Source organism: Variovorax saccharolyticus (assembly GCF_030316765.1).
Classification (GTDB): Bacteria; Pseudomonadota; Gammaproteobacteria; order Burkholderiales; family Burkholderiaceae_C; genus Variovorax; species Variovorax saccharolyticus.
Genome location: NZ_JASZYT010000009.1, coordinates 36237 through 62715, shown reverse-complemented (window position 1 = coordinate 62715; position 26479 = coordinate 36237). Strand labels below are relative to the sequence as shown.

Below are 26479 nucleotides of genomic sequence, written 5' to 3'. Positions count from 1 at the left end.
TCAGATGATGGATGTCGAAATGAAATTCAGGCGGCACCGGGTGGCGTCAACGCGTGACCCAGGAAGCCGCCGAAGGCCTGATAGAAGCCTTCCTCGTCGTCCCAGGGAATCATGTGACCGGCGTTCGGGACATCGGCGACCTGCAGGGCAGGCAGCAGGCGGGACAGCTCTTCCCGGTCCTCGGGCTGGATCACCCCGCCCCGGCCGGCGACCATGAGCAGCGTCGGCACCTTGACGTGGGGAAGGTCGGCGTGGATGTCGTCCTGGTGGAAGCCGTCGAAGGTGGTGACGATCGCGCGCTCGTCGCAGGTATGGAGCCATTCGGCGCGCAGTCGAAGCTGCTCCGGCGTCCAGGTCGGACAGAACTCGCGCATGCGTTCGATCGTGATGCCGCGCCGCGCGAGGCGTATCGAGTCGACATACCAGGGCAGCTGCGAGGGATAGCGGCGCCGGCCGGGCCCGGACACGGGAGGGTCGACGAGCACCAGCTTGCGAAGGCCCTGCGGGTTCTGGCGCGCCAGCCGGATGCCGATGCGGGCGCCCATGGAATGGCCGACCAGCTGATAGTCCGGCAGGGCCAGTGCCTCGGCAAAGGCAGCCACGTCGGCGGCGCAGGCGTCGAGGCCATAGTCCAGGGCGTCCGACGCTTCGGACAGGCCTCGTCCACGGACATCGAGGACGTAGGTGTCGAAGTGCTGGCCGAAGCGTTCGGCGACGAAGCCCCAGGTCGCGGCGGGGCTGGTGATGCCAGGCACGATGACGACCACGGGCCCCTTGCCGCCGTAGCGCAGGTAGTGCTGGCGGATGCCGTTGGCGCGCACGTTCGCGCCGTGGAGGAATGTTGTCGCGGCCATGTCGGATCTCAATAGGCGCCCGACAGCAGGGCGCCCGCACCCGGGACGATGGGCTCGAGGTCCAGTGCCTTGAGCATCGCGTAGGTGGTTGCCACGGCCGCGGTGATGACGGGCTTGCCGGTCATCGCCTCGACCTGGGCGATCACGGGCAGCGAGGGCATCTGCACGCAAGCCGACAGCACGATGGCGTCGACGTCGTCGGTCTTGAGCCGCCGCACGATGGCCGGCAGCCGCGAGGGATCGTGACGCCCGACTTCCAGGTTGTCGGGGATCTGCAGCGCCGTCCAGTCGGACACTTCGAAGCCCTCGTTGCGGATGTAGTCCACCACCAGCTCGGTCAAGGGAAGCATGTAGGGCGCCACCAGTGCAATGCGCTTGGCGCCGATGACCTTGAGCCCATCGATGAGCGCACCGGCACTGGTGATGACCGGCGCCTTGCCTTCGTTCTTCTCCGTGTGGGCCGTCAGTCGTTCCTGCGAGCGGCGGTGATACCCATGGCCCATGGCCATGATGGCGACCAGGCAGGCATAGCCGAGCACGTCGACGCGGGCATCGCTCAGCTCGACCGCACAGCGGTCGGATTCGCCGTCCATGGCGGCCAGCTCGTCCTTCTGGACGGTCTTCATGCGCATGCGGCTGGAATGGAAGGTGAAGCGTTCGGGCCGGATCTGCTCGCGCAGGCGCAGCATGGCCGGGATCTCCGTCTCCATGGTGGTGTTGGAACTCGGCACGATCTGGCCGATGCGGAAGTTGCGATTCATGGGATGGCTCCTTGGGATGGCGGATTCAGTCGACGTTCAGCTTGAACAGCCGCTCGGCATTGCCGTGGCAGACCAGGGCACGCGTCTTGTCGTCGAGTTCGGACTGCTCGATGAAGTCGGCTGCGACGGCAGTGGATTCGTAGGGGTAGTCGACCGAGAACATGACGGCCTCGGCGCCCATCTCGGCGATCGCGCCTTTCAGCGCGGCCTCGGAACACACGCCCGAGGTGGTGATGAGGATGTTGCTGCCGATGTATTCCGACGGCTTTCGCTTCAGCTTCACGCCGAAGGGGTAGGCCGCGAAGCGGCTGTCGAATCGCCAGCGCTGGAAGGGCAGGCCCTCGCCCATGTGGCCGATCACCAGCTTGAGTCCGGGAAAGCGGTCGAACACGCCCGAGAACAGCAATCTCAACGCATGGGAGCCGGTCTCGACTCCCCAGCCCCACGCGGCGCCCTGGATCACCGGAAAACCGGCCAGCGTCTGCGGCACCTGCGGGAAGTCGATCGGGTGCAGGTACAGCGGCACGTCGAGGTCCTGGAGGCGCTCCCAGACGATGTCGTAGGCCGGGTCGTCGTAGTACCGGCCCTGGGTATGGCCGTTGACCAATGCGCCCTTGAAGCCGAGCTGCGCGACCGCGCGCTCCAGTTCGTCAGCCGCGGCCTTCGGCTCCTGCATGGCCAGGGCCGCGAATCCTCCGAACCGCGTCGGATGCCTGGCGATTCGCGAGGCCAGGTAGTCGTTGTTCTCGGCGGCGCTTCGGATGGCGGTGGCCTTGTCGGCCTCCCCTTGCACGCCGGGGCCCGTCTGCGACAAGATGGTGAGCGCGATGCCGGCCTTGTCCATCTCTTCGAGCCGCAGGCCATCGATGTCGGCCAGGCGGCGACCGAGATCGTCGGCGGTGGCCGGGTCGATGAACTGCAGGAAGGCTTTCGAATAACGCTCGAAGCCGGGCGCCATGAAGTGCTCTTCGAAGGCGATCTTGCGGATCCGGTTCATGGGGACTCCTGAAAAGTAAGCGGGGAAAATATGCAAGGACTACTCGTTGTTTTAAGTTGCTTGCCTTGCGGTGGATCAATACGCACGAGTGAATATGCGGAGGTAAAGCTCTCTGCGCGATCTATAATCATCAGTGTACTAACATAAAGAAGGGCTCAATGTGAGCGCAATGACTGACGGCAAGACCGACCCCGCCAAGGAGTTGCTGTTCGCGCGGCCCGGCTTCCTGGTTCGCCGGCTCCACCAGATCCACGTCGCCATGTTCATGGAGGAGTTCAAGTCGGAGAACATCACGCCGGTGCAGTACGGCCTGCTGACGGCGGTGGCGGCCTTGCCCGGCCTGGACCAGACGGCGCTCGGCCAGGAGGTGGGGCTGGACCGCACCACGACTGCCGACGTGGTGAAGCGCCTCGAGGAGCGCGGGCTTCTGGAGCGCCGGCCCAACCCCTCCGATCGCCGCACGCGCCATGTGCAGCTGACCGCGCAGGGCCAGACCCTCGTGGCCGAGCTGCATGTCAACATGAGCCGCGCCCAGGAGCGCATGCTGGAGCCGCTGCGGCCGGCCGAGAAGGCCATCCTGATGGACCTGATGCGCCGTCTGGTCGAAGCCAACAACCAGTACAGCCGGACCATCCTGCGCGGCATCTGAGCGGGGGCGCGGCAGCTCGGCCATCACAGCGGATAGACCAGGTCGTTGGCGATGATCGTGGTGTCGTAGATCGCCTGGCGCTCCTTCAGCAGCAGGCCGTCGTCCTGGCGCACGAAGCGGTCGTAGAAGGTGCCGGCCATGTGGATGGTGCTCGGGCCCTCGACCAGCGTCTGCAGCAGCACGAAGTTCGCCTGCGCCGCGATGCTGCCGTCCGGCGCCTCGTCGGTGACGCGGGTGTTGCCGAGCACGTGCAGGTTGTAGCGGGGCGCGAACATCTGGGTACGGGAGATCGCGATCGCGCGGTCGATCATCATGTCCCGCCCGTGGGCATAGACCAGGCCGACGGGCATGCCGAGTTCGGCGTTCTCGCGCGCCGTGATGCGATAGATCGCGTCCTCGGTGAAGAAGTCGGGCCACTGTTCGACCAATCCGGCATCGAGGACCGCGCAGTACTCGGCATTGAAGGCTTCGACTTCGCGCGTGAGCGTCATCGCGCGCGCGATGGCGATCCGGCGCGGGCGAAAGAGAATGGAGGCGAGTTCGGTCATTGGCTCAGAACCCCATCACTTGCCGGTAGTACTGGTACATGCCGCGGATGCAGGCCTCCGAGATCAGGGTCTCCGAGCTGCCGATGCGGTCGGCGTCCAGCTTGATGACGTTGGTGTCGCTGCTGGAGCGGCGCACGCCTTCCTGCACGAACTTCATCGCCTCGTTGTCCTCCAGGCCGAGGAAGCCCGCGGGGCCCATCAGGTTGCCCTGCCGCAGCCGATGCTGGGTCATCTCCTCGGTGTCGTCCTCGTAGCCGAACATGGTCCACTGCATCAGCATGCTGTTGGGCCCGTTGGGCACGATCTGGCGCACGCCGAGGGTGTTCATCTCGCGCTGTACCACGAGGTTGGGCCAGATCGTCTGCATGGTCACCGACCACTCGGAGTCGAACTCCTTCACGAACTCCAGGAAGCGGTCGTCGCGCAGGTGCATGCCTTCGTGGAAGGAGCGCATCTCCTTCTTGTTCTCGCTGCTCACCACCGCGTACTTGTCCTCGGACTTGGCCGAGGCCATGGTCCCGTGGCGGCAATGCTTGCCGTCGGCGATCATGGCCGACTTGTTGCCCGCGACGAGCAGCCCGAACACCACGAGGAAGGAATGCAGCAGGGTGGCGTGGTACGGGTCCTTCAGGTTCTCGTGGTACATCTTCCAGTTGCACGGCAACTCGTTCTTGTAGTAGCCGAGGATCTTCAGCTTCTTGCCGTTGAAGACGACGTCGAAGTCCTTCAGCATCTCGGGCGTGAGGTATTCCTCGATCGGCTCCACGTCGGCCGAATACGAAGCGAAGATCACGCCGCGGCGCGTGGTGACGAAGAGCTTCTTGAGCCCGTGGTCCTCGTTCTTGAAGTCCTTCGGCATGCCGCCGGTCTTGTTGACGCCGCGCTTGAACGGCACGCCCTGCAAATTGCCCTTCAGGTCGTACGACCACTGGTGATAGGGGCAGACGAATTCCTTGGCGTTGCCCTGGCCGTGGCGGCAGAACTCGGCGCCCCGGTGCGCGCAGCGGTTCTCGAAGACGTTGATCGACCCGTCCTCGGCGCGCGACACGACCACCGGGGTGTCGCCGACATAGGAGCGCTTGTAGTCGCCCGCGTTGGGGATCTCGGCCTCGAGCGCGACGTAGCTCCAGGTGCGGCCGCGGAAGATGAGTTCCATCTCCTTGCCGTACACGGCGTCATTCGTGTAGACCCAGTCTGGGATGAAATGCAGCGCGTCTTCGGGCCAGACGCAGGCCGACAGGTCAGCGTCCTTCGATCGGACGGTGCGGTCGAGGACGGCGTGGGTGCTGTGCATGGACAAACTCCGGTTAGGACAGGGTGGGTGAGGGCGTCCGTGCCAATGCGGCGCGGACCTGTTGGCGAAGCGGCGAGGCGGCGTCGCACAAGGCGAGTGGGTCGCAGGGCGTCCTGCTGTCCACCAGGGGCTTGAGCATCCGGAGCTCGCCGCCGGCATTGACTGCGATGGCATGAAGGATCTGGCCGGCATCGTTGGCGCCGAGCAGCAGGAACTTGCCTGCCGTGTCGCCGTCCCCGGGTTCGCCGCGGCAGTGGTACTCGAGCCCCGGAACCGGGACGCCGAGGATCTGCAGGTTGGCGCCGAACTGGTCGCTCCAGAACCAGGGCGCCGTCAGCGTCGCGGCGGGCTGGCCGGCGATGGCGGCCGCGACCAGCCGGGCCTGCTCGTTGGCGTTCTGCCAGGATTCCAGCCGAATCTCGGCATCGACGAAGGGATGGTGCTGGCTGCTGCAGTCGCCGGCGGCGTACACGCCCGGCGCACTGGTCTCGCAGCGTTCATTCACGGCGATGCCGCCGTTGCCTGGGTGGATCTTCAAGCCCGCGCGGCGCGCGAGGCCGACTTCCGGCACCAGCCCGATGGCGGCGACGACCATGTCGGCCGACACCTTCTCGCCGGAAGCCAGCGTGACCACGACGCCATCCGCGTGCACATCGAATGCCTCGCAGCGGGCGTCGAGCCGAAGGTCGACGCCGGCCGCGCAGACGGCCTCGCGCAGCCAGCAGGAAAGGGCCGGCGGCATGACCCGTCCCAGCAGGCGATCGGCACTCTCGAGGACCGTGGCGGACAGGCCCAGGGTCCGGGCCGTCGAGGCGACCTCCAGGCCGAGGAAGCCGCCCCCGACGACCAGCACCGACCGGTGCTGCCGCATCGCTTCGCGCAGTCGCAGCGCGTCGGCGATCGTGCGCAGGTAGTGGACCCGGGCGGCGCCGGGCGCCAGTCCGGCCACGGTGCGGGCCTGGCCGCCGGTGGCGATCAGGCAGTGTCGCCAGGTTGTCCGTGCGCCATCGGTCAGCGTGGCGGTGCGGCCCTGCACGTCGAGGGAGGACACCGCCACTCCCAGCAGTGTCTCGACGCCCTTCTCGGCGTGGAAGCCCGCCGGGTGGATCAGGATGTCGGAGACCGCGCCCGATCCGGCCAGCATGGCCTTCGACAGCGGCGGGCGCTCGTAGGGCAGGGCCTGCTCCGCGCCCACGATCAGGATGCGCCCCGGGTAGCCGAAGTCGCGCAGCGCCGCCGCGGCAGAGGCGCCGGCCTGGCCCGCGCCGACGATGAGCACGTCCGTGTCACGGGAGGCCATCACGCATCCACCAGGATGTCAGACCCTTCCACCTTCACCGGGTAGACGCGGATCGGCTGGGTCGCCGGTGCGCACATCGCCGCGCCGGTCGAGAGGTCGAAGCGCCCCTGGTGCAGGGGGCATTCGACGCAGCCGTCTTCCACGTAGCCCTCCGACAGCAGCGCGTACTGGTGCGTGCACACGTTGTCGGTGACGTGGAAACCGCCGGCGCTGTTGAACAGCGCCAGCTTCAGATCGCCGAGAACAACGGCGATCGCTTCGTCTTCGCCGACTTGGTCAGCGGTCGCAATCTTGGTCCATGTCATGGTTCTACTCGTGGTTGACTGAGCGGCAATTATCATCAGTGTACTAACAATCGTCAACAGGGCCATCGAGCTTGTTTCCTGGACCCGGCAGAGGCCTTCGGTGGCCGGGGTCGATGCACCATAACTCTCATTAAATCAACAACATACGTACAAAATTGGTGCGGCAGTCCGCCTTGCATGCCCTCCTTTGGTGCGATTGAAAATTAGGTGAATCCCCACTCGAATTCTGTGTTGACACTGATCAATACGCTCAGTATGCTGACGATAAACCCGCCCGATGTTCAGAACAACCGGCTTTGGGCAAGCCGAAGACCCCCACCTCATCTGGAGTTCAAAATGCAGCGACGTGCCTTCCTCGACAAAACGGCCATGGCCGGCGTTCTGGGTGCCATTGCAGCGCCCGCGATGGCGCAGTCCGCGCCCAGCATCAAGTGGCGCATGTCCACCAGCTGGCCCAAGAGCCTGGACACGATGTACGGCTCGGCCGAGCACCTGTGCAAGCGCGTCGCCGAGCTGACCGACGGCAAGTTCCAGATCCAGTGCTTCGCCGGCGGCGAGATCGTTCCCCCGGCGCAGAACATGGAAGCCGTCAGCAACGGCACGATCGAAGTCAACCATGTGCTGGCATCCGCCTTCGTCGGCAAGAACACGGCCGTGGCCTTCGACACCGGCCTGCCTTTCGGCCTCAATGCGCGCCAGCACAACGCCTGGATGCAGTACGGCGGCGGCATGGAGTTGGTGCGCGCGATGTACAAGAAGTCCGGCATCACCAATTTCGTCTGCGGCAACGTCGGCGTCCAGATGGGCGGCTGGTATCGCAAGCAGATCAAGAGCGTGGCGGACCTCAACGGCCTGAAGATGCGCATCGGCGGCATCGGCGGCATGGTGATGTCGAAGCTCGGCGCGGTGCCGCAGCAGATTCCCGCGGCCGACATCTACCCCTCGCTCGAGAAGGGGACCATCGATGCGGCCGAGTGGATCGGACCCTACGACGATGCCAAGCTGGGCCTGAACAAGGTCGCCCCGTTCTACTACTCGCCGGGCTGGTGGGAAGGCAGCGCATCGATCACCGCGATGGTCAACAGCAAGGCATGGGATGCCTTGCCGCCGCTGTACAAGGCGGCCTTCGAATGTGCCTGCAACGAGCAGACCATGAAGATGATCGCCGACTACGACAATCGCAATCCCGAAGCGATCAAGAAGCTGGTCGGCCAGGGCGCGAAGCTCTCCTATTTCCCGAAGCCGGTGATGGATGCCGCCTTCAAGGCCTCGGGCGAACTGATGAACGAGCTCGCCGAAGCCAACCCCGACTTCAAGGCGATGCTGCCGAGCTGGCTCAAGTACCGACGGGATCAGGCGAGCTGGTTCCGTGTCGCCGAAGCCGAACTGGACAACTACACCTTCGCCAACGTCACCAAGAGCGCCGGCTGAATCCCACCAGAGCCGCCCCCGCCACGGGGGCGCGCCGGATGATTGGTAGTCCCCACATGAAAAAATCAACGCCGACTCACGGCCCGCTGCCGGCCTGGGTGCGCGGCATCGACCGCCTGACCGACCTTGCGGCCGCCGTCGCCAAGTGGGCCCTGCTGCTGGCCTGCGTGATCAGCGGCGGCAATGCGCTGATCCGCTACGGCATCGGCATCAGTTCCAACGGCTGGCTGGAGATCCAGTGGTACCTCTTCGGAGCCGGCGTCATGCTGGGCGCCGCGCAGGTCCTGCGGCTGAACGAGCACGTGCGAGTCGACCTCTTCTACGGCCGCTGGACCGCGCGCCGCCAGGTGCTGCTGGACCTGTTCGGCCTGGTCGTGTTTCTGCTGCCCATCATGGGATTGCTGACCTGGATGTCCTGGCCCTTGCTGGTCGACATGGTCCGCACCAACGAGTCATCGTCGAATGCCGGCGGCCTGATCCGCTGGCCGGCGATGGCCTTGCTGCCTCTGGGCTTCGGCTTGCTGGTGCTGCAAGCCTTCAGCGAGATCGCGAAACGGGTCCTGTGGCTGCAGGACCGCTACGAAATGAACCTTCACTACGAGAGGCCCGTTCAATGAGCCTCGAGACCTTCCCGCCGATCATGTTCGCGGCGCTGGTGGCCGTGCTGCTGCTCGGATTTCCGGTCGCCTTCTCCCTCGCCGCGCTGGGCGTGGCCAGCGGCGGCGTCGCCATCTACATGGGGTGGTTCCCGGCCGGATTCCTCTCGGCGCTGCCTCTCAACGTGTTCGGCATCCTGTCGAACGACCTGTTGCTCGCGATCCCCTTCTTCACCTTGATGGGATGCGTGCTGGAGCGCTGCGGCCTCGCCGAGGACATGCTGGACTCCATGGGCCAGCTGTTCGGGCCCGTGCGCGGCGGCCTGGGCTACTCGGTGATCATCGTCGGCTTCATACTCGGCGCGATCACCGGCACGGTGGCGGGCCAGGTGATCGCCATGGCGATGATCTCGCTGCCGGTGATGATGCGCTACGGCTACAACATGCGCTACGCCACGGGCGTGCTGTCGGCGTCGGGCACCATCACCCAGATCGTGCCGCCTTCGCTTTGCCTGATCGTGCTGGCCGACCAGCTCGGGCGCTCGGTGGGCGACATGTACAAGGGCGCGTGGGGTCCGGCCATCCTGCAGGTCTGCCTGTTCGCGCTCTACACCTTCCTGCTCGGCCGTTTCCGGCCGCAAGACGTGCCCGGCATTCCGAAGGAGGCCCGCACCCTGAACGGCTGGGCGCTGTGGTTGAAGTGCCTGCGCGGCATCATCCCTTCGGCCATCCTGATCTTCGCGGTGCTGGGTTCGATGGGCGGCCTGCCGGGCATCGACCATGCGATCGCCACGCCGACCGAAGCCGGCGCCATGGGAGCACTGGGTGCGTTTGCGCTCGCGGCGGCGCATCGCCGGCTGAGCTGGCCCCTGCTGCAGAGCGCCATGACCGCCACCATGCGCATGACGGCCATGGTGGTGTTCATTCTCATCGGCTCGCGGGCCTTCTCGCTGGTGTTCCAGGGCGTCAGCGGCGGCGTGTGGATCGAGCACCTGCTGGCGGACCTGCCGGGCGGCCAGATCGGCTTCCTCATCGCGGTCAACATCTTCATCTTCTTCCTCGCGTTCTTCCTCGACTTCTTCGAGATCGCCTTCATCATCCTGCCGCTGCTGGGACCGGTGGCCCACAAGCTGGGCATCGACCTGGTGTGGTTCGGCGTGCTGATCTGCGTGAACATGCAAACCAGCTTCATGCATCCTCCATTCGGTTTTTCCCTGTTCTACCTGCGAGGGATTTCCGACACCCTGCACAAGGAAGGCAAACTGCCCCGGAAGGTGCTGTCGAAGGACATCTACCTGGGAGCCATCCCCTGGGTGGTCATGCAACTGATCCTGGTCGCGGTGGTGATCTTCGTGCCGCAGACCGTGACCTTCCTGCTCGACAAGGAGGTGGTCGTCGATACCGACAAGGTGCAGCTCGACTTCCAGCGCGGGCCCGAACGGCCGGACGACGAAGCGCAGGAGCGTGAAGACCCTTCCAGGATGTTCGGTGGCGGCGAGACGAAGGAACCCAAGCAGTGAGCGGGAACAGGACGATGCAACACAACCAGAGCGATAGTGCGAAGCCGGCGGGCCAGGGCGTGGGTGCCCGGGTGGAGCGCAAGGAAGACGCCCGGCACCTGCACGGCAAGGGCCAGTTCGTGGCCGACATGCACATGGCCGAACTGAGCGAAGTGGCCTTTCTTCGAAGCCCGCTGGCCCACGCACGGATAGTCGGCACCACCTTGCCGGTCGAGGGCGCCGGACGCGTGGTGCTGCGCGAGACGATGGGCGACGCCCTCGACATCGTCGCTGAGTCGCTGCTGCCGACCTACCAGCCATCGGCCCAGCCGCCGCTGGCCGCCGGCAAGGTGCGATTCGTCGGCGAACCCGTGGCGATGGCCTTCGCGCCGACGCGCGCCGAAGCCGAAGACCTGGCCGAGGCCATCGAGATCGAGTTCGACGACCTGCCGGTCTACGCCAGTGCAGAGGCTGCAAAGGCGGCGAGCGCCGACTTCATCCACGAAGGCTGGACGCACCACAACTTCCTGACCCTGAAGGCCGACACCCGCTTCGACGAACTCGCCGGCCAGGCCAAGCTGGTGGTGCACCGCTCGATCGACCTCGCGCGACACTGCATGGTGCCGATGGAAGGCAAGGCCGTGCTGGCGTACTGGGACCATCAGGCCGACATGCTGGTGGTCTGCACCGCCACCCAGGTGCCCCACATGATCCGCACCATCCTGGCCAAGTGCCTGGGCATGGACCAGGGGCGAGTCCGCGTGATCGCGCCCGATGTGGGCGGCGCGTTCGGCTACAAATGCGTGCTGCAGCAGGAAGAACTCTGCGTGGCGTGGCTGGCCAAGACGCATCGCAAGCCCTTTCGCTATCTAGAGGATCGTCGCGAGCACCTGATCGCCGGTGCCAACACGCGCGAGCACCACTACGAAATGACGGCCTATGCCGACGAGCGCGGCAAGATCCTTGCGCTCGACGCGCACATCGTGATCGACGGCGGCGCCTATTCGGTCTGGCCCTTCACCATCGGCCTCGAACCCGGCCAGGCGATCGGCAATCTGCCGGGCCCCTATGCCTTCCGCGGCTACCGTTGCGTGACCGAATGCGTGGCCACCAACAAGCCGGCCTTCGTGCCCTACCGCGGAGTCGCCCGGACCGGCGTGTGCTTCGCGATGGAGCTGACCATGGACGCGGTCGCCCGCGCGGTCGGCCGCGAGCCATGGGAAGTGCGGCTCGAAAACCTGGTGCCCGCCGAGCTGATGCCCTATGTCAACGTCACGAACAAGCACTTCGACAGCGGCGACTATCCGGCCAGCCTGCTGAAGGCACGCGAGATGATCGGCGTCGACGCCGTGCGCGAACGGCAGCGCCGCGTCGAACCCGACGGCCGCCTGATCGGCCTCGGCTTCGCGACCTACACCGAGCAGTCGGCGCACGGCACCTCGGTGTTTGCCGCCTGGGGCACGCCGGTCATCCCGGGCTTCGACTCGGCAGCCGTGCGGCTCACGCCCGACGGCGGCCTGGAGATCCGCGTCGGCGTGCACTCGCACGGACAGGGCATGGAAACCAGCTTCGCGCAGATCGCCCACGAGATCCTCGGCATCGACATTTCGCGCATCAAGCTGGTCCACGGCGACACCGCGCAGACGCCTTACTCGACCGGCACCTATGCGTCGCGTTCCCTGGTGATGTCCGGGGGCGCGGTGTCGCGCGCCTGCAAGGTGCTGGCGCCGCGCATCAGGCACATCGGCGCGCATCTGATCGGCGCCAGGCCGGAGGAGGTCGCTCTTGCCGACGGCCGTGTGCTCGGCCCTGGCGGCGGCGTGCCGATCTCCGAGGTCGCGGAGGCCTGGTACCTGCGCCCCGACAGGCTGCCTGCCGACGTCGACCCGGCGGGCCTGGAGACCACCACCGGGTTCAAGCCCAAGGTCGATACCGGCGCCTTCACCTACGCCACCCATGCGGTCACGGTCGCCGTCGATCCCGAGACCGGCCATGTCGAGATCCTCGACTACGTGATCGTCGAGGACTGCGGCACGATGATCAACCCGCTGATCGTCGAGGGCCAGACCTACGGCGGCGTGGCACAGGGCATCGGCACCGCGCTCTACGAGGAGACGCCGTACGACGCCAACGGCCAGCCGCTGGCTTCGACGCTGGCCGACTACATGCTGCCGGGCGCGACCGAAGTTCCGCACATGCGCATCCACCATTTCGAGACCCCTTCGCCGCACACCGAGTTCGGCGCGAAGGGCATGGGGGAGGGCGGTGCGATCGCGCCGCCGGCCGCCATCTTCAATGCGGTGAACGACGCGCTCAAGGGCCTCGGCGCCGAAGTGGCGCACACGCCGCTGACGCCGCGGCGCCTGCTCGAGGCCATTGCCGAGGCCGAGGCGAGCCGGCACCGGAAGGCCGCATGAGGAGCGCACGATGAAAGCCGCACTGTTCGAATACGTACGCCCCGCCACCCTCGAGGAAGGGATCCGACTGCTGGGCGAAGCCCCGGGCAGCGCGAAGGTCATGGGTGGGAGCCAGTCCCTGGGTCCGATGCTCAACCTTCGGCTGGCAAGGCCCAAGCGGGTCGTGGATGTCACGGCCTTGCCCGAGATGCGCGAGGTGGCGCTCCAGGGCGGCGTGATCCGCATCGGCGCAGCCGTGACCCACGCGGAGATCGAGGACGGCGTCTTCCCGCCGCTGCGCGGCACGCTGCTGCAGACCGTCGCCTCGGGCATCGCCTACCGCGCCATCCGCAACCGCGGCACCGTGGCCGGCAGCCTCGCGCATGCCGACCCGGCTGCGGACTGGGTGCTGACCATGACCGCGCTCGCAGCCCGGATCGAACTCGCCGGCGCCACGGGCAGTCGCATGGTGCCCATGGAGCGATTCATGCTGGGCGCCTACACCACCGAGCTGGCGGAAGGCGAACTGATCAGCGCCGTTCATGTGCCGCAGCTGGGCGACGACGCCCGTTGGGGATACTCGAAGTTCTGCCGCAAGACCGGCGAGTTCGCCGAAGCCAGCTGCTGCGCGGTCTTCGATCCCGGCCGCGCCTTCGCCCGCGTGGTGGTTGGCGCGCTGGACGGCGCGCCCCAGGCGCTGCCCGCCATCGCGTCGGCGGTGGCGGAGTCCGGCGCGCTGCCGTCGCGCACCGAGATCGACAAGGCCCTGGCGGCCGCGGCACCAGGCAAGGACGCCATCGACAGGAAACTCATGACGGCCGCTGTCCTGCGCTGTCTCGAACAAGCAGTGGCCAAGGAGAAGTTGCAATGACCGCCATCGCCATAGAGATCAACAAGCGAACGGTCAGCCGCGACGTTCCGTCGCGCATGCATCTGGCGGACTTCATCCGCGACGAAGGGCGCCAGACCGGTACGCATCTGGGCTGCGAGCATGGGGTCTGCGGCGCTTGCACCGTGCTGCTCGACGGCCAGCCGGTTCGCTCCTGCATCACCTTCGCGGTCGCCTGCGACCACAAGCAGGTCACCACCGTGGAAGGCTACGACGACGATCCGGTGATGGCGCTCCTGCGCCCCGCGTTCTCGCGCCACCACGGACTGCAGTGCGGCTTCTGCACGCCGGGCATGCTGGCCACCGCGCGCGACATCGTGCTGCGCTTCCCGAACGCCGACGAGGACCTGGTCCGGGTCGAGCTGTCCGGAAACCTCTGCCGATGCACCGGCTACATGGGCATCGTCAACGCGGTCATGGACGTGCTAGGCCAATGCCGCGGCGACGGCACGCCCGCGGTCGCCGCGCTCCGGGCGGCCAACGCCAAGGTTTACCGCGACATCACGGTCGCGGCAGGCGGTGCCACCGGCTTTCGCAGGTTCAAGGCGACCGACATCGGCCAGGTGGCCGTGGCGGCCGAAAAGCAGGCGCCTGCCGACGACACCGCCGCCGTCTCCGCCGCCGGAGCGTCGAAGGCCGGCACCAGCATTCAAGGCGGCTTCAAGGTTCCGTACCCCGCGGCCGAGGTGTGGAAGTTCATGGCCGACCTGCCTGCGGTGGCAGGATGCCTGCCCGGGGCCGAGTTGACCGAGCATGAAGGAGATCGGGTCAAGGGCCGGGTGGCGATCAAGTTCGGACCGATGTCCGCCAGCTTCAACGGCGCCGCCCGCCTGGACCGCAACGACGCGGCACGCTCGGCCGTGCTCAAGGGCGCGGGACAGGATTCCATCAGCAAGTCCCGAGCCAATGGCGATGTCTCCTATCGGCTGGTGGAAGTCGACGCCCGCACCACGAAGGTGGAAGTCGACCTGCTGTACTCGCTGCAAGGCCCGCTGGCGCAGTTCTCGCGTTCCGGGCTGGTCAAGGACTTCGTCGGCCGGCTGATCCAGGAGTTCGGCAAGAACGTGACGCTGCGCATGGACCCGGATCGTGCATCCGACCTTCCATTGCCGCCGGCGAAGCTCAATGCCTTCAGCCTCGCCATGAGCGTGATGTGGTCGCGAATAAGGCGACTCTTCGGCCGCGGCGACTGACGCGGCGACCCCTGCTTTTCCTTCGTCCGTCCTCGGCGCTTCCGCCCGGGGCGAGCCCCGCTTTTTTCCATTTTTTCCGGAGCAGCACATGACACGGTTCATCACTCGCACAGTCGGCATCCTGGCGGCCGGCTTCATCGGCCTGGCCATCGCGGTGAACGCGGCCGCGCAGCAGGCAGACAAGCTCAAGGTCCGGATGGACTGGACGCCATGGGGCGTCCAGGCGGCGATGCACCTGGCCCAGCACAAGGGCTGGTTCAGTGCCGCCGGCCTGGACGTCGCCCTCGAAGACGGCAACGGCTCCGTGACGACGGTGCAGATCGTCGGCGGCGGCGACCAGTTCGACCTCGGACACGCGGCCCTCGCCTCGATGATGATCGCGCGCGACAAGGGGTTGCCGGTGAAGGCCGTAGCGGTCTTCGCCCGGCTGAGCGACATCGGCCTGCTGGTTCCGAAGGAGGCCGGCATCAAGGGCCCCAAGGACCTCAAGGGCAGGAAGGTGGCCTATACCGCCGGCTCGCTCGAAGCGCCGTTCATCGATGCCTTCCTGGCGTCTGGCGGCGTCAAGCGCGGCGACCTCGAGCTGATCAACGTCGACGCCGCGGGCAAGGCGTCCACCTATGCGGCCGGCCGTGCCGACGCCGCCTTCTCGACCATCCCCTTCTTCCTGCCGGTGGTATCGCAGACCCGCCCCTCGGACGCCATCCGTTTCGCGGACTACAACCTGAACATGCCGAGCTTCGGCCTGTTCGCCACCGAAGCCAAGCTGGCGGCGAAGCGCGAGCCGATCGCCAGGTTCGCGAGCGTCGTGGCCGCATCGTGGCAGTACATCTACAACGGGCACGAGGGCGAAGCCGTCGATGCGATCGTCGCCCAGCGTCCGCAAGCCAAGCTCGACAAGGCGATTCTCCGCGCGCAGATCGATGCCTTGAAAGGCTTCTTCCAGCTGCCCGCACCCGAAGGCCAGCTGCTCGGCGCGCCGGTGGCCGCGGACTTCGCGGTCGCCGTCAAGACGCTCACCGACGTCGGACTGATCAAGTCGATCAAGGACGGCAACGACTTCTTCGTTCCCGGCATGGTGCGTGCCGCGGCCGGAGTGCCGAAGTGAGCGCATCCACCATCAGCGCGAAGAACGTGGGCAAGGTCTACGGCGGCGAGCCGCCGCTCACCGCCCTCGACGGCATCTCCCTGGACATCCGGCCGGGGGAATTCGTCAGCATCCTCGGCCCGAGCGGCTGCGGCAAGAGCACCTTCCTTCGTTGCATTGCAGGCCTGGAGGAAATCAGCTCCGGAAGCCTCAAGGCCGACGGCCGCGACATCGCCGGACCGCCGGACCACGTCGGCATGGTCTTCCAGCGCGATGCCCTGCTCGAATGGAGGACCATCGAACGCAACATCATGCTGCCCATCGAGTTCGCGAAGAAGCCGTTGGCGAACTACAGGCAGGCGATGCGCGAGCTGCTGGCACTCGCCGGGCTGACCGATTTCGGCGGCAAGTATCCGCGTCAACTGTCGGGCGGCATGCGGCAGCGCGCCGCCATCTGCAGGGCGCTGATCGACCAGCCCAGCCTGCTGCTCATGGACGAGCCCTTCGGCGCCCTCGACGCGCTGACCCGGGACCAGATGAACGCGGAACTGCAGCGCATCTGGCTGGAGACGCGCAACACCGTGGTCTTCGTCACGCATGGCATTGCCGAAGCCGTGTACCTGGCGGACCGCGTGGTCGTGCTGTCGCCGCGGCCTGGCCGGATCGCGGACATCATCGAGGTCGATCTCCCGCGGCCCCGGAAGCTGGCGGTGCGCGAAACGCCCGAGTTCGGCCGCTACACCCATCGCATCCGGGCGCTTTTCCACGACATGGGCCTGATCAACGAGGAACCCGGGAAAGTCGATGAAGGGGTGGCCGCATGAACACGAAGATGCAGACGGCGCAGCGCTGGTTCCTGGGGGCCTTCTCGCTGCTGGTCTTCCTGCTGGTCTGGGAGCTGCTGGTGCGCACGATGCACGTGCGACCGATCACGCTGCCGCCGCCCAGCGCGGTGCTGGGCGAGCTGTTCGGCGAGTGGCAGTTCTACCTGGATCACGCAGGCTACACCTTGCTGACCACGCTCGCAGGCTTCATCCTGGCGGCACTGATCGGCGTGCTGCTCGCCACGATGCTGGTGGGCTCGAAGCTGTTCGAGCACACGGTCTATCCCTTGATCATCGGCCTGAACAGCGTTCCGAAGGTCGCGATCGCACCGCTCTTCGTCATCTGGCTCGGTACCGGATCCGAACCGAAGATCGCGATCGCCTTCCTGATCGCGGTGTTCGCGGTCATCGTCGACGCCGTGCACGGCCTGCGCTCGGTGCCGGGCGACGTGCTCGACCTCGGACGGGTCCTGAGAGGCTCGAGGCTGGACTTCTTCTTCAAGGTCCGCCTCCCCGGCGCCCTGCCTTCGATCCTCGCCGGCATGAAGGTCGCCATCTCGCTGGCGCTGGTGGGCGCGATCGTCGGCGAGTTCGTCGCCTCGCAACGCGGCCTGGGCTATGTCATCCTGAGCGCGCAGGGCACCTTCGACACCACCCGGGTGTTCGCGGCGGTCATCGTGCTCGCGATCATGGGGCTGGGCCTCTACGGGGCGCTGGCGCTGGCCGAGCGGCGGCTGACGCCCTGGCGTTGAGTGCCGCTCCTGCCGATGCCGGCTTCGGCGATCAGGCCGCGGCTCCGCCGTCGACGTCGAGTGCAATGCCGGTGATGAAGCTGGCGTCGGGGCCTGCGAGGAAGGCGACCGCCGCCGCGATCTCTTCGGGCCGGCCATAGCGGCCGAGCGGAATGGCTGCCTTCTGCACGGCGGCGAAGTCGCCGTCCTGCGGGTTCATCTCCGTGTCGATGGAGCCGGGCTGCACGGTGTTGACCGTGATGCCGCGCGGGGCGAGGTCGCGCGCCCAGCCGCGGGTGTAGGCCGACACCGCTGCCTTGGTCGCCGAATAGTCGGCCACGCCCGGCCAGGGCGTGCGATCGGCCGCGGCGGAGCCGATCGAGATGATGCGGCCGTGGTCGCTGATGAGCGGCACGGCGGCGCGCACCGCAGCGGCGACGCCGCCGACGTTGATGGCGAACTGGCGTTCCAGTGCGGCGATGTCGCTGTCGGGCGCGCCGACCTGGCCGACCACGAACACACCGGCGTTGTTGACGAGGATGTCGAGCTTGCCGAAATGCCGTGCGGTGTTGTTCACCAGCGCTTCGACCTGCAGCGGGTCGGCCTGGTCGGCCCGAAAGGCTGCGGCGCGCACGCCCAGGTCCTTCAGCTCCTTGACCAGCGCTTCGGCGCGGTCGGCAGAGGCCGAATAGCTGATGGCGACATCGGCGCCGTCGTGGGCGAGGCGGCGTGCGATGGCGGCACCGATGCCGCGTGAGCCGCCGGTGACGAGGGCGACCTTGTTGGCGAGAGGCTTGTGCATGCTGTACTCCGGGAGGTTGGGTGGGCCGAGCACTAGGCTGCCAGGGTTTCTTCGGCAATGACGTTCGTGGCGACGTCGATGTTGCCGTGCACGGCCTTCGAATAGGGGCACATCTCATGCGCTGCATGAGCGATGGCCTGTGCCAGGTCGAGTGCGACGCCGGGCATGCGCACATCGATACGGGCCTGGATGAAGTACGCATCGCCAGTCTGGCCGAGATCCACTTCGACGTCGACCGACATGTCGCGGGGCAATGCCACCTTCTTCGCCTTGGCCGCGACGCCCAGCGCGCCGGTGTAGCACGCCGACCAGGCGCCGGCGAACAGCTGTTCGGCGGTCGGATGCAGCGGGATCGCCTCGAGCGCGATCTCGTTGCCGGCCTTGCCGGGCGTCGACATCCGGATGTCGACGCGGTCTTCGCGGCGCGCAGCGCCATCACGGCGGCTGGCTGTCGTATGGGTCTTGCCCGTCATCAGGACGGTTTGGATCTTGGTGGTCATGTCGGATTCCTTTTCGCTTCGGTTGGCCCTGTGGGGCATGAAGCCATCCCGTGAGTGGGATGGCATGGCAGGAAGTGTCGGCTCGGACCCTGCGCTGACCAAGACGGTGGGAGGGACATGTCTATTTCCACTTCGCTAATAATTCGGCGATGGACCAAATCGCAGCCATGCGCGTGTTTGCCCGGGTCGTCGAAGCCGGCACCTTCACGAGGGCAGCCGATCTGCTGCAGCTGCCCAAGCCCAGCGTGACCAAGCTGGTCCAGCAACTCGAGAGCCACTTGCAGGTGAGGCTGCTGCAGCGCACCACGCGTCGCGTCACGGTGACGCCGGAGGGCGCGGCCTGCTACGAGCGCATCTTGCGCGTGCTGGCCGAGATCGACGACATGGAGTCCGATGTCACGAATGCACAGGCCAGCCCCAGAGGCCGGCTGCGCGTGGACATCGGCTCCTCGCTGGCCAACCGGATACTGATTCCCAGGCTGCCGGCGTTCCACGCGCGCTACCCGGACATCCTGCTCGAGCTCGGCGTCAGCGACCGGCCGGTGCACCTGATCGGCGAAGGTGTGGATTGCGTGCTCCGCGGCGGCGTGCTGAGTGACCCGTCGCTGGTGGCGCGCCGCGTCGCGCAGATGCCCTACATGACCTGCGCGACGCCCGACTACCTGAAGCGCCACGGGACGCCGGCGACGCCGGCCGATCTGCTGGACGGGCACCGGGTGGTGAGCTATTTCTCGTCGCGCACGGGGCGCTGCATTCCGCCGCGCTACGAGCGCGGCGACGAGCGCATCGAGATCAACGGGCATTCGGTCATCGCGGTCAACGAAAGCACGGCCCACCTGACGGCGCTGCTGACCGGGCTCGGCGTGGCGCAGACCTATGCCTTCATGGCGCAGCCGCACATCGAGAGCGGGGCGCTGGTCGAGTTGCTGGCCGGCTGGGAGCCGCCGCCGATGCCGGTGTCGGTGGCCTACCCGTCCAGCCGGCACCCGAGTGCCAAGCTGCGCGCCTTTGTCGACTGGACGGTGGAGGTGTTCGCGCGCCAGGACTGCTATTGATCGACCATCGAGCCGTCGAAATGCGGCCGCATCGTGATGGGCTTGGACAGCGGCGGCCGGATTCGCTGCGCGTCGGGCAGCAGGTTCATCCCGAGGCCCGGGCCATTCGGAATGTCGACGAAGCCGTTCAGCGGCAGCGGCACCTTGTCCACGATGTTGCTTCCCAGGTGCTCGGGCCTCGATTCGAAGATCCCGGCCTCGAAGCCGGTGGCGTACTCCTGGATGGCAAAGTTCGGGATCGCGGCGTCGAGCTGCAGGCACGCCGCCAGTCCGATCGGCGACAGCGGGTTGTGGGGCACCACCTGCACGTTGTGCGCCTCTGCCATGGCCGCCACCTTCTTGGCGCCCGTGATGCCGCCGCACAGGCACAGGTCGACGCGGGCGTACTCCACGCCCCCGCGCGACATCAGCGCCTGGAACTCATAGATGTTCGAGAACCGCTCGCCGGTCGCGATCGGGATGTGGATCTTCTCGGCCACGCGAGCCATCGCGTCGGCGCTCTCCGGCCGGATCGGGTCCTCGATGAACATCGGATGGGTGTCCTCGATGCCGCGCGCGAAAACCACGGCCTCGGCGGGCGTCAGGCGGCGGTGGATCTCGATCAGCAGATCGACGCGGTCGCCCACCACGTCGCGCATGCGGCGCGTGTTGTCGATGGCATCGCGCATCTTCTTGACGTGGGTCTTGAAGTAGACCTGGTCGTGGCCTTCGTCGAGGAATGGATTGAGATGGCCGAAGGCGGTGAAGCCGGCTTCCATCTTGACCTGGCATTCCTCCAGCATCTTCTCGATCGAGTGCTCGTAGATGTGCCCGTAGATGCGCGCCTTGGTGCGCACGGCGCCGCCCAGGAGTTCGTAGATCGGCACGTTCAGCGCCTTGCCCTTGATGTCCCACAAGGCCATGTCGATGGCCGAGATGGCGGCGTTGATGGCCAGGCCCTGGAAGTAGCTGAAGCGGTGCATCACGTTCCAGTGGTGCTCGATGGCAAAGGCATCCTTGCCTTCCAGGTACTCGCCGAAGCGCAGCATGCATGCGCCGGCCGCCTCGATGTGGCCCCAGGTTCCCGCCTCTCCGTAGCCGACGATGCCTTCGTCGGTCGAGACCTTGACGAACATGAACTGCCCCACGTGGAGCGGCTCTACCTTGGTGATCTTCATGATGTCCTCGAATGATGTGGGGGTGGTGTTCAGTTGTCGTTCTTGATGCCGGCCGACTTGACCAGCGCCGACCATTTCGCGGTCTCGGAGGCCACCTTGCGGCGCGCATCCTCCGGACCCATGTAGAGCGGCTCCGCGCCCCCCGTGACGAGCTTCTGCACCGCCTCCGGGTTCTTCAGTGCCTGATCGGCCGCCGCGCTGATCGTCTGGATGATCTTGTCCGGCGTCCCTCGGGGCGCGGCCAGGCCGAACCAGTTGCTGACGACGAAGTCGGGCAGGCCGGCCTCGGGAGCGGCCGGCACGTCGGGCAGGATGCCCAGCCGCTTCGGCTTGGCGACCGCCAGCGGCCGGAGCTTGCCGGCCAGCGAAGCCACCGTGGGCGCCGCCGTGACGAGGACGTCGATCTGTCCGCCCAGCAGATCCTGCAGGGCCGGGCCCGAGCCCTTGTACGGCACGTGGCGGATGTCCACCTGGGCCAGCGACTTGAAGAGCTCACCCGCGAGGTGCGGCCCGCTGCCGACGCCGCCGGAGCCGTAGCTGAGCTTGCCCGGATTGGCACGCGCGTAGGCGATGAGGTCGGCTAGCGTCCTGACCGGCAGCTTCTCGTTCACCACCAGGACATACGGCGTCTCCGCCAGGATCGCGATCGGGATGAAATCCTTGTCGGGGTCGAAGCTGAGCTTGGGGATCAGCGCGCCGACGGCGGTCGAGGTCATCTCGTTCATGTAGAGCACCTGGCCATCGGGCGCGGCCTTCGCCACGTACGCCATGGCGATCGTCCCGCTCGCGCCGGGCCTGTTCTCGACGATGAAGGTGGCCTTGGTCGCCGCGCCCAGATAGGTGGCCGCCACGCGCGCAACGAAGTCGGTGGTGCCTCCGGGGGAGTAGGGCACGACGATCGATACCGGCCGCGCCGGATAGGCGGGGGCTTGGGAGAAGGCCACGAGCGGCAGCGCCATCGCGATGGCCAAGAGAGCGCATCGGCCTGCGCGGAACGAAGAATTCATTGTGTCTCCTGTGTCTGGGAAGCCAACTTTAGAACTGGATCCCGGTCAGGAATCGCCTCAAAATGCAATGCATTCTTGTGCTGGAGGTTATGAATGTCAGGTCAATCCACGGCGTCGGCCGAGATGCAGTTCTTCAGTCTCGTCGTTCGCAGCGGCAGCCTGGCGGCCGCTGCGCGCGAACTCGGCGTCACGGCCCCGGTCGTGTCCCGACGGCTGGGCCAGCTCGAGGCGCGGCTCGGCGTCACCCTGCTCAACCGGACCACGCGCAGGATCGGGCTCACGACCGAAGGCGAGCTCTACCTGACGAGCGCGCGCCGCATCCTCGCCGACATCGACGACGTCGAGCGCGAGCTGACGCGTTCGACCACCAAGCCGACCGGCCTGCTGCGAATCAATGCGACGCTCGGGTTCGGACGCAACCAGATCGCGCCGCTGGTGTCCAGGTTCTGCAAGGCGCATCCCCAGGTGCAGGCGCAGCTGCAGCTGTCGGTCAACGCGCCGCCTCTCACCGATGATTCGTTCGACGTCTGCATTCGTTTCGGCGAGCCACCGGATGCGCGGGTCGTGGCGCGGCTGCTGGCGCCGAACCGAAGACTGCTGTGCGCATCGCCGTCCTATCTGGCGCGGCGTGGGACGCCGAAGTCGCCGCGCGAGCTGGCGACTCACGATTGCATCAGCATCCGCCATGGCGAGGACGCCTACGGCGTCTGGCGGCTGCGTTCCGGTCGCCGCGAAGAGATCGTGAAGGTGCATGGCGCGATGAGCACCAACGACGGCGACATCGCGGTCAACTGGGCACTGGATGGCCACGGAATCCTGCTGCGCGCCGATTGGGACGTCGCCAAGCATCTTCGCAGCGGCCGACTGAGGCAGGTGATGGAGAACTACGAGACGCCGCCCGCGGACGTCTACGCGGTCTATCCGCATCGGCACCAGTTCGCGGGCCGCGTGCGAGCCTTCGTGGAGTTTGCCGCCGCCGCCTTTGCGCGCAGCACGCGGGCGTCAGCGTGAGGAGGGCTGCGCGGTCCGAACAATCAAACCGGCGGGCATCGTGCCGTGCCCTCGACCGCTGCCCAGCGCTAGTGACCCAGCCGCCTGGAGACTTCGACCCCGCAAGCCTTCACCGCCTGCGCCTGCGTCCCTGACCAACTGGTGTCGAAGGATCGGGAGCGGCCCATCAGCGTGATGCCGAGGACGATGTTTCCCGAGTAGTCGAAGACGGGCGCGGCAAACGAGCAGACGCCCGGCGTCGGGTTGTTGACCGAGCGGGAGACGCCGTGTTTGCGGACCTCGTTCAACATGCCTTGCAGATCATCCGTATCGATCGGCTTGGCGATGTCCGGTCCGAGGCGCCGCTCATCCTCGAGCAGTGATTCCTCGATCAGCTTGGCTGGCAGGTAGGCCGCGAACAGGCGGCCGGTGGCCGTTCCGGCCAGCGACATCACCGTGCCGGTCCGGATGTTCGTATGGAGCGGGTAGATCGCGTCGAACAGGAAGACCACGGTCGGTCCCTGGTTGCCCCAGACCGAGAGCCCGACGCTGTGCCCGGTCTCCCGCGCCAGGGCCTCGGCGAAGGGCGTGGCCTCGCGAACGGGATTGAGCATCCTGAGAGTGACCAGGCCAAGTTGCATGGCGGTCGGCCCGAGCCAGTAATAGCCGGTCGAAGCCTCCTGCGTCACCAGTCCCAGCTTCGCGAAGCTCACCAGGTAGGGATGGGCCTTCCCGGGCGCCATGTCCGCCGCCTTGGCGAGTTCCCTCAAGGGCATGGGGCGGCCCTGGGCGCCGAGCGCCAGCAGCAACTGCCCCCCAGCCTCGATGGATTGAATGCCCCGGCGCTCCTTTTCGGAACCCGATTCGTTGCCGTCGCCTTCCAGAGCTGCCATGGATGTCTCCTAACAATTTGATTTTAACGACATCGTTAGCCCAGGGTAAACCATTAGTATAGGAAAGATGCGTTAGCACGATACTAACGCCATCGGCCCCTCAAGCGTGGCCTCTATCTCAAGGAGTGATGGTCAATGAGCAAGCAGGAAACGGAGTACGACGTCCTGGTGGTGGGCACCGGCGCCTCGGGCATGTCGGCCGCGGTCACGGCCGCCTTTCAGGGGCTGAAGGTGCTGGTCGTCGACAAGGCGCCGGTGTTCGGCGGCACCACCGCCCGCTCGGGTGGATGGCTGTGGATTCCCGGCACCCGGCTCGCGAAGGAGCAGGGCATCGACGAAGCGCCAGGCGCGGCCCGCAGCTACCTGCAACACGAGGCCACCACGCATTTCGACGCCGCGCGCGTCGACGCCTTTCTAGACAACGGCCCCAAGGCCTTCGACTTCTTCACCGAGAACACCTGCGTGCAGTTCGACATGCCGCCGGTGTTTCCCGACTACCACGCCGAAGCGCCGGGCGGCCAGCCTGGCGGTCGTTCCATGGTCACCCGCCCCTTCGATGCGCGCGAGCTGGGTCCGCGTGTCGCCCAGCTGGCGCCGCCGGTGCCGGAGCTCACCGTGTTCGGGATGATGCTGGGCTCCGGCAAGGAACTCTGGCACTTCCTGCGCGCCTTCAAGTCCTTCGAATCCTTCTTCTACGTGGCCAGGCGCTTCGGCGGCCACCTGCTCGATGTCGTGCGGCATGGCCGCGGAATGACGCTGACCAACGGCAATGCGCTGGCGGGCCGGCTTGCCAAGGCCGCGATGGATCTCGATGTGCCCGTGTGGCTCGATTCGACGGTCAAGTCACTGATCGTCGAAGGCGACGCCGTGGTCGGCGCCCGGCTGGTGCGCGATGGCGCGCCGGTCGACATCCGGGTACGCCGCGGCGTCGTTCTGGCCTGCGGCGGATTCCCCTATGACGTCGAACGCCGCAAGGAGCTCTTCCCCCATGCGCCGACCGGCCACGAACACTTCACGCCTTCGCCGGCCCTCAACACGGGCGACGGCCTGCGGCTCGGCGAATCCGTCGGCGGCTGGGTCGATCCCACGATTCCGAACGCGGCCGCGTGGTGCCCGACGTCGGTGACGAAGCGCAAGGACGGCTCCGAGGGCGTCATGCCGCACTTCATCGACCGGGCCAAGCCGGGCGTCATCGCCGTCACGAAGCAAGGTCGACGCTTCACCAATGAAGCGATGTCGTATCACGACTTCATCCAGGACCTGGTGAAGGCCTGCGAAGGCACTTCGGAAGTCAGCTGCTGGGAGATCTGCGACCACAAGCATCTGCGTGAATACGGCATGGGCTGCGTGGCACCGTTCCCGCTGCCCATCGGCAGACACCTGCGCACGGGCTATCTGAAGCGTGGCAGCACGCTGCAGGAACTGGCCAGGGAAATCGGCGTGCCGTATGCGGCGCTGCAAGAAGAGGTCGAGTCGTTCAACCGGGATGCGGTCCAGGGCGTCGACACGAAGTTCGGCAAGGGCAGCACCGCCTACAACCGCTTCCAGGGCGACTCGATGGTCACGCCCAACCCTTGCATGGCGCCCATTCGCCAAGGTCCCTACTACGCGATCAAGATCGTCGTCGGCGAGATCGGCACCTTCGCCGGCTTGCTGACGGACGAATCGTGCCAGGTCCTCACCCAGGACCGGCGTCCGGTCCAGGGGCTGTACGCCGTCGGCAACGACGCTGCCAGCATCATGGGCGGCAACTATCCCGGTGCGGGCATCACGCTCGGTCCGGCCCTGACCTTCGGTTACGTCGTGGGCCAGACGCTGGCCCGCCAGGCGAACCAGCCGGCAGCGCAAGTGCTGCCCTTCTCCGCGCCCCGCGAGCGCGCCCATGCAGCCTGATCTGCAGAACCTCACCACACCAGGAAGACAAATGGAAATCTCCAGCCAGATGGCGCCCCAGGTCCTCGGCGGCCGGATCGCGCTCGTCACCGGCGCAGGGCAGGGCAATGGCAAGGCCATCGCCAAGGGCCTTGCCAAAGCCGGTGCCAAGGTGGTCGTGACCGACCTGAACGATGACAACGCCCGGGCAGTGGCGGCAGAAATCAATGCCGACGGCGGCGACGCGGTCGCCTACAAGCTGGACGTGACATCGCGCGACGCCTGCCAGGCGCTGGCACTCACGGTGGCCAGCGAAGTCGGCAACCTCGACATCCTGGTCAACAACGCCGGCATCATCATCCGCGAGGGCCTGGACAGTCCGAAGGTCGCTTCGAACCTGGAGCGCACCCTGAACGTGAACGTGATGGGCACCTTCCTTCCGACGCATGCATGGCTGGATGCGCTCAAGGAGACCCGGGGCGTGATCATCAACGTGGGGTCGATCGCGTCGAGCACCGGCATTCCCAATGTGGTGGGCTACTCCCCCTCCAAGGGCGCGGTCAAGCTCATGACGCAAGCCTTGGCGGTCGAACTTGCGAAGGACGGCATCAGGGTCAACGCCATCGCGCCGGGCGTCATCGAGACCCCCATGACTTCCTACACCCGGGAAGCGCCGGAACGCCTCGACAAGTTCATGCTGCGCACGCCCATGGGGCGCGTCGGGCAACCCGAGGAACTGGTCGGCCCCGTGGTCTTTCTCGCTTCGGGCATGGCCAGCTACGTGACGGGCGTGACGCTGCCCGTGGACGGCGGCTTCCTCGCCTCCTGATTCCCGGCATTCGTTCCTTT

26 protein-coding genes are annotated in these 26479 nt (G+C 66.7%); 14 read left to right on the top strand and 12 right to left on the bottom strand.

Features of this window, described 5'->3' with window-relative positions; translation table 11 throughout:
• Window positions 1-26 precede the first annotated feature (26 nt).
• Genes QTI45_RS25020 through QTI45_RS25010 form a run of 3 tightly spaced genes read right to left on the bottom strand, consistent with a single transcriptional unit; the run spans window position 27 to window position 2612 of the window.
• Entirely contained in the window at window positions 27-854 is an 828-nt protein-coding gene (locus QTI45_RS25020) for an alpha/beta fold hydrolase (protein WP_286656204.1), read from the bottom strand.
• An 8-nt stretch (window positions 855-862) separates the two neighbouring features.
• The gene (locus QTI45_RS25015) at window positions 863-1615 is read right to left on the bottom strand and encodes a maleate cis-trans isomerase family protein (protein ID WP_286656203.1); all 753 of its coding nucleotides are present in this window, start codon (window positions 1613-1615) and stop codon (window positions 863-865) included.
• 25 nt (window positions 1616-1640) lie between these two features.
• The gene (locus QTI45_RS25010; protein ID WP_286369383.1) at window positions 1641-2612 is read right to left on the bottom strand and encodes an amidohydrolase family protein; all 972 of its coding nucleotides are present in this window, start codon (window positions 2610-2612) and stop codon (window positions 1641-1643) included.
• Window positions 2613-2781: 169 nt separating this feature from the next.
• On the opposite strand from QTI45_RS25010, the gene QTI45_RS25005 reads away from it, so the two are divergent.
• Window positions 2782-3261, top strand: coding sequence for a MarR family winged helix-turn-helix transcriptional regulator (locus tag QTI45_RS25005; protein WP_286369771.1), 480 nt, complete (start codon window positions 2782-2784; stop codon window positions 3259-3261).
• Window positions 3262-3284: 23 nt separating this feature from the next.
• On the opposite strand, the gene QTI45_RS25000 is transcribed toward QTI45_RS25005, so the two are convergent.
• Genes QTI45_RS25000 through QTI45_RS24985 form a run of 4 tightly spaced genes read right to left on the bottom strand, consistent with a single transcriptional unit; the run spans window position 3285 to window position 6708 of the window.
• Window positions 3285-3809, bottom strand: a complete 525-nt coding sequence (locus QTI45_RS25000) for an aromatic-ring-hydroxylating dioxygenase subunit beta (RefSeq protein WP_286369382.1) — start codon at window positions 3807-3809, stop codon at window positions 3285-3287.
• 4 nt (window positions 3810-3813) lie between these two features.
• Window positions 3814-5103 (bottom strand): aromatic ring-hydroxylating dioxygenase subunit alpha, encoded by a 1290-nt coding sequence (locus QTI45_RS24995; protein ID WP_286656202.1) that lies wholly within the window; start codon window positions 5101-5103, stop codon window positions 3814-3816.
• A 13-nt stretch (window positions 5104-5116) separates the two neighbouring features.
• Window positions 5117-6403 carry an NAD(P)/FAD-dependent oxidoreductase gene (locus tag QTI45_RS24990; protein WP_286656201.1) on the bottom strand — a complete coding sequence of 429 codons (1287 nt, stop codon included), beginning with the start codon at window positions 6401-6403 and terminating at the stop codon, window positions 5117-5119.
• On the bottom strand, window positions 6403-6708 hold the full coding sequence (locus QTI45_RS24985; RefSeq protein ID WP_286369379.1) for a non-heme iron oxygenase ferredoxin subunit: 306 nt from the start codon (window positions 6706-6708) through the stop codon (window positions 6403-6405). Before QTI45_RS24985 ends, QTI45_RS24990 begins: the two co-directional genes overlap by 1 nt.
• A gap of 336 nt (window positions 6709-7044) precedes the next feature.
• Here QTI45_RS24985 and QTI45_RS24980 point away from each other — a divergent pair, with 336 nt between their 5' ends.
• The 9 genes from QTI45_RS24980 to QTI45_RS24940 all read left to right on the top strand — a co-directional run bounded on the left by QTI45_RS24980 (window position 7045) and on the right by QTI45_RS24940 (window position 17375).
• Complete coding sequence (locus tag QTI45_RS24980) at window positions 7045-8139, top strand: TRAP transporter substrate-binding protein (protein ID WP_286369378.1); 1095 nt, start codon at window positions 7045-7047, stop codon at window positions 8137-8139.
• A gap of 56 nt (window positions 8140-8195) precedes the next feature.
• The gene (locus QTI45_RS24975; RefSeq protein WP_286656200.1) at window positions 8196-8756 is read left to right on the top strand and encodes a TRAP transporter small permease subunit; all 561 of its coding nucleotides are present in this window, start codon (window positions 8196-8198) and stop codon (window positions 8754-8756) included.
• Window positions 8753-10255: a TRAP transporter large permease gene (locus tag QTI45_RS24970; RefSeq protein ID WP_286369376.1), complete on the top strand. Its 1503-nt coding sequence runs from the start codon at window positions 8753-8755 to the stop codon at window positions 10253-10255. Before QTI45_RS24975 ends, QTI45_RS24970 begins: the two co-directional genes overlap by 4 nt.
• Before the next feature lie 14 nt (window positions 10256-10269).
• Window positions 10270-12651: a xanthine dehydrogenase family protein molybdopterin-binding subunit gene (locus tag QTI45_RS24965; protein WP_286656199.1), complete on the top strand. Its 2382-nt coding sequence runs from the start codon at window positions 10270-10272 to the stop codon at window positions 12649-12651.
• Between the two features lie 10 nt (window positions 12652-12661).
• A complete protein-coding gene (locus QTI45_RS24960; protein WP_286656198.1) occupies window positions 12662-13501 on the top strand; it encodes an FAD binding domain-containing protein in 840 nt (279 codons plus the stop codon).
• Window positions 13498-14712, top strand: a complete 1215-nt coding sequence (locus QTI45_RS24955) for a xanthine dehydrogenase family Fe-S subunit (protein WP_286656197.1) — start codon at window positions 13498-13500, stop codon at window positions 14710-14712. Before QTI45_RS24960 ends, QTI45_RS24955 begins: the two co-directional genes overlap by 4 nt.
• Before the next feature lie 88 nt (window positions 14713-14800).
• Complete coding sequence (locus QTI45_RS24950) at window positions 14801-15820, top strand: ABC transporter substrate-binding protein (RefSeq protein ID WP_286656196.1); 1020 nt, start codon at window positions 14801-14803, stop codon at window positions 15818-15820.
• On the top strand, window positions 15817-16623 hold the full coding sequence (locus QTI45_RS24945; protein ID WP_286656195.1) for an ABC transporter ATP-binding protein: 807 nt from the start codon (window positions 15817-15819) through the stop codon (window positions 16621-16623). Before QTI45_RS24950 ends, QTI45_RS24945 begins: the two co-directional genes overlap by 4 nt.
• A complete protein-coding gene (locus tag QTI45_RS24940; RefSeq protein WP_286369370.1) occupies window positions 16620-17375 on the top strand; it encodes an ABC transporter permease in 756 nt (251 codons plus the stop codon). Before QTI45_RS24945 ends, QTI45_RS24940 begins: the two co-directional genes overlap by 4 nt.
• 31 nt (window positions 17376-17406) lie before the next feature.
• Here the strand turns inward: QTI45_RS24940 and QTI45_RS24935 are convergent, their stop codons facing one another.
• Together QTI45_RS24935 and QTI45_RS24930 are read right to left on the bottom strand one after the other, a co-directional pair.
• The gene (locus tag QTI45_RS24935) at window positions 17407-18156 is read right to left on the bottom strand and encodes an SDR family NAD(P)-dependent oxidoreductase (protein WP_286656194.1); all 750 of its coding nucleotides are present in this window, start codon (window positions 18154-18156) and stop codon (window positions 17407-17409) included.
• 32 nt (window positions 18157-18188) lie between these two features.
• Complete coding sequence (locus tag QTI45_RS24930) at window positions 18189-18656, bottom strand: Ohr family peroxiredoxin (RefSeq protein WP_286656193.1); 468 nt, start codon at window positions 18654-18656, stop codon at window positions 18189-18191.
• 149 nt (window positions 18657-18805) lie between these two features.
• Between QTI45_RS24930 and QTI45_RS24925 the strand changes: the two genes are divergently transcribed.
• Entirely contained in the window at window positions 18806-19711 is a 906-nt protein-coding gene (locus tag QTI45_RS24925) for a LysR family transcriptional regulator (protein WP_286656192.1), read from the top strand.
• Here QTI45_RS24925 and QTI45_RS24920 read toward each other — a convergent pair.
• Window positions 19705-20868, bottom strand: coding sequence for a mandelate racemase/muconate lactonizing enzyme family protein (locus QTI45_RS24920; RefSeq protein ID WP_286369366.1), 1164 nt, complete (start codon window positions 20866-20868; stop codon window positions 19705-19707). The genes QTI45_RS24925 and QTI45_RS24920 overlap by 7 nt on opposite strands.
• Window positions 20869-20897: 29 nt before the next feature.
• Window positions 20898-21875 carry a Bug family tripartite tricarboxylate transporter substrate binding protein gene (locus QTI45_RS24915; protein ID WP_286656191.1) on the bottom strand — a complete coding sequence of 326 codons (978 nt, stop codon included), beginning with the start codon at window positions 21873-21875 and terminating at the stop codon, window positions 20898-20900.
• 93 nt (window positions 21876-21968) lie between these two features.
• Here QTI45_RS24915 and QTI45_RS24910 point away from each other — a divergent pair, with 93 nt between their 5' ends.
• Window positions 21969-22886: a LysR family transcriptional regulator gene (locus QTI45_RS24910; RefSeq protein WP_286656190.1), complete on the top strand. Its 918-nt coding sequence runs from the start codon at window positions 21969-21971 to the stop codon at window positions 22884-22886.
• Between the two features lie 68 nt (window positions 22887-22954).
• Here QTI45_RS24910 and QTI45_RS24905 read toward each other — a convergent pair whose 3' ends face one another.
• The gene (locus tag QTI45_RS24905; RefSeq protein WP_286369358.1) at window positions 22955-23758 is read right to left on the bottom strand and encodes an IclR family transcriptional regulator; all 804 of its coding nucleotides are present in this window, start codon (window positions 23756-23758) and stop codon (window positions 22955-22957) included.
• 135 nt (window positions 23759-23893) lie between these two features.
• Between QTI45_RS24905 and QTI45_RS24900 the strand changes: the two genes are divergently transcribed.
• Both QTI45_RS24900 and QTI45_RS24895 read left to right on the top strand, forming a co-directional pair.
• Complete coding sequence (locus tag QTI45_RS24900; protein ID WP_286656189.1) at window positions 23894-25651, top strand: FAD-dependent oxidoreductase; 1758 nt, start codon at window positions 23894-23896, stop codon at window positions 25649-25651.
• Between the two features lie 31 nt (window positions 25652-25682).
• Window positions 25683-26459 carry an SDR family NAD(P)-dependent oxidoreductase gene (locus QTI45_RS24895; RefSeq protein ID WP_286369356.1) on the top strand — a complete coding sequence of 259 codons (777 nt, stop codon included), beginning with the start codon at window positions 25683-25685 and terminating at the stop codon, window positions 26457-26459.
• Window positions 26460-26479: the final 20 nt, after the last annotated feature.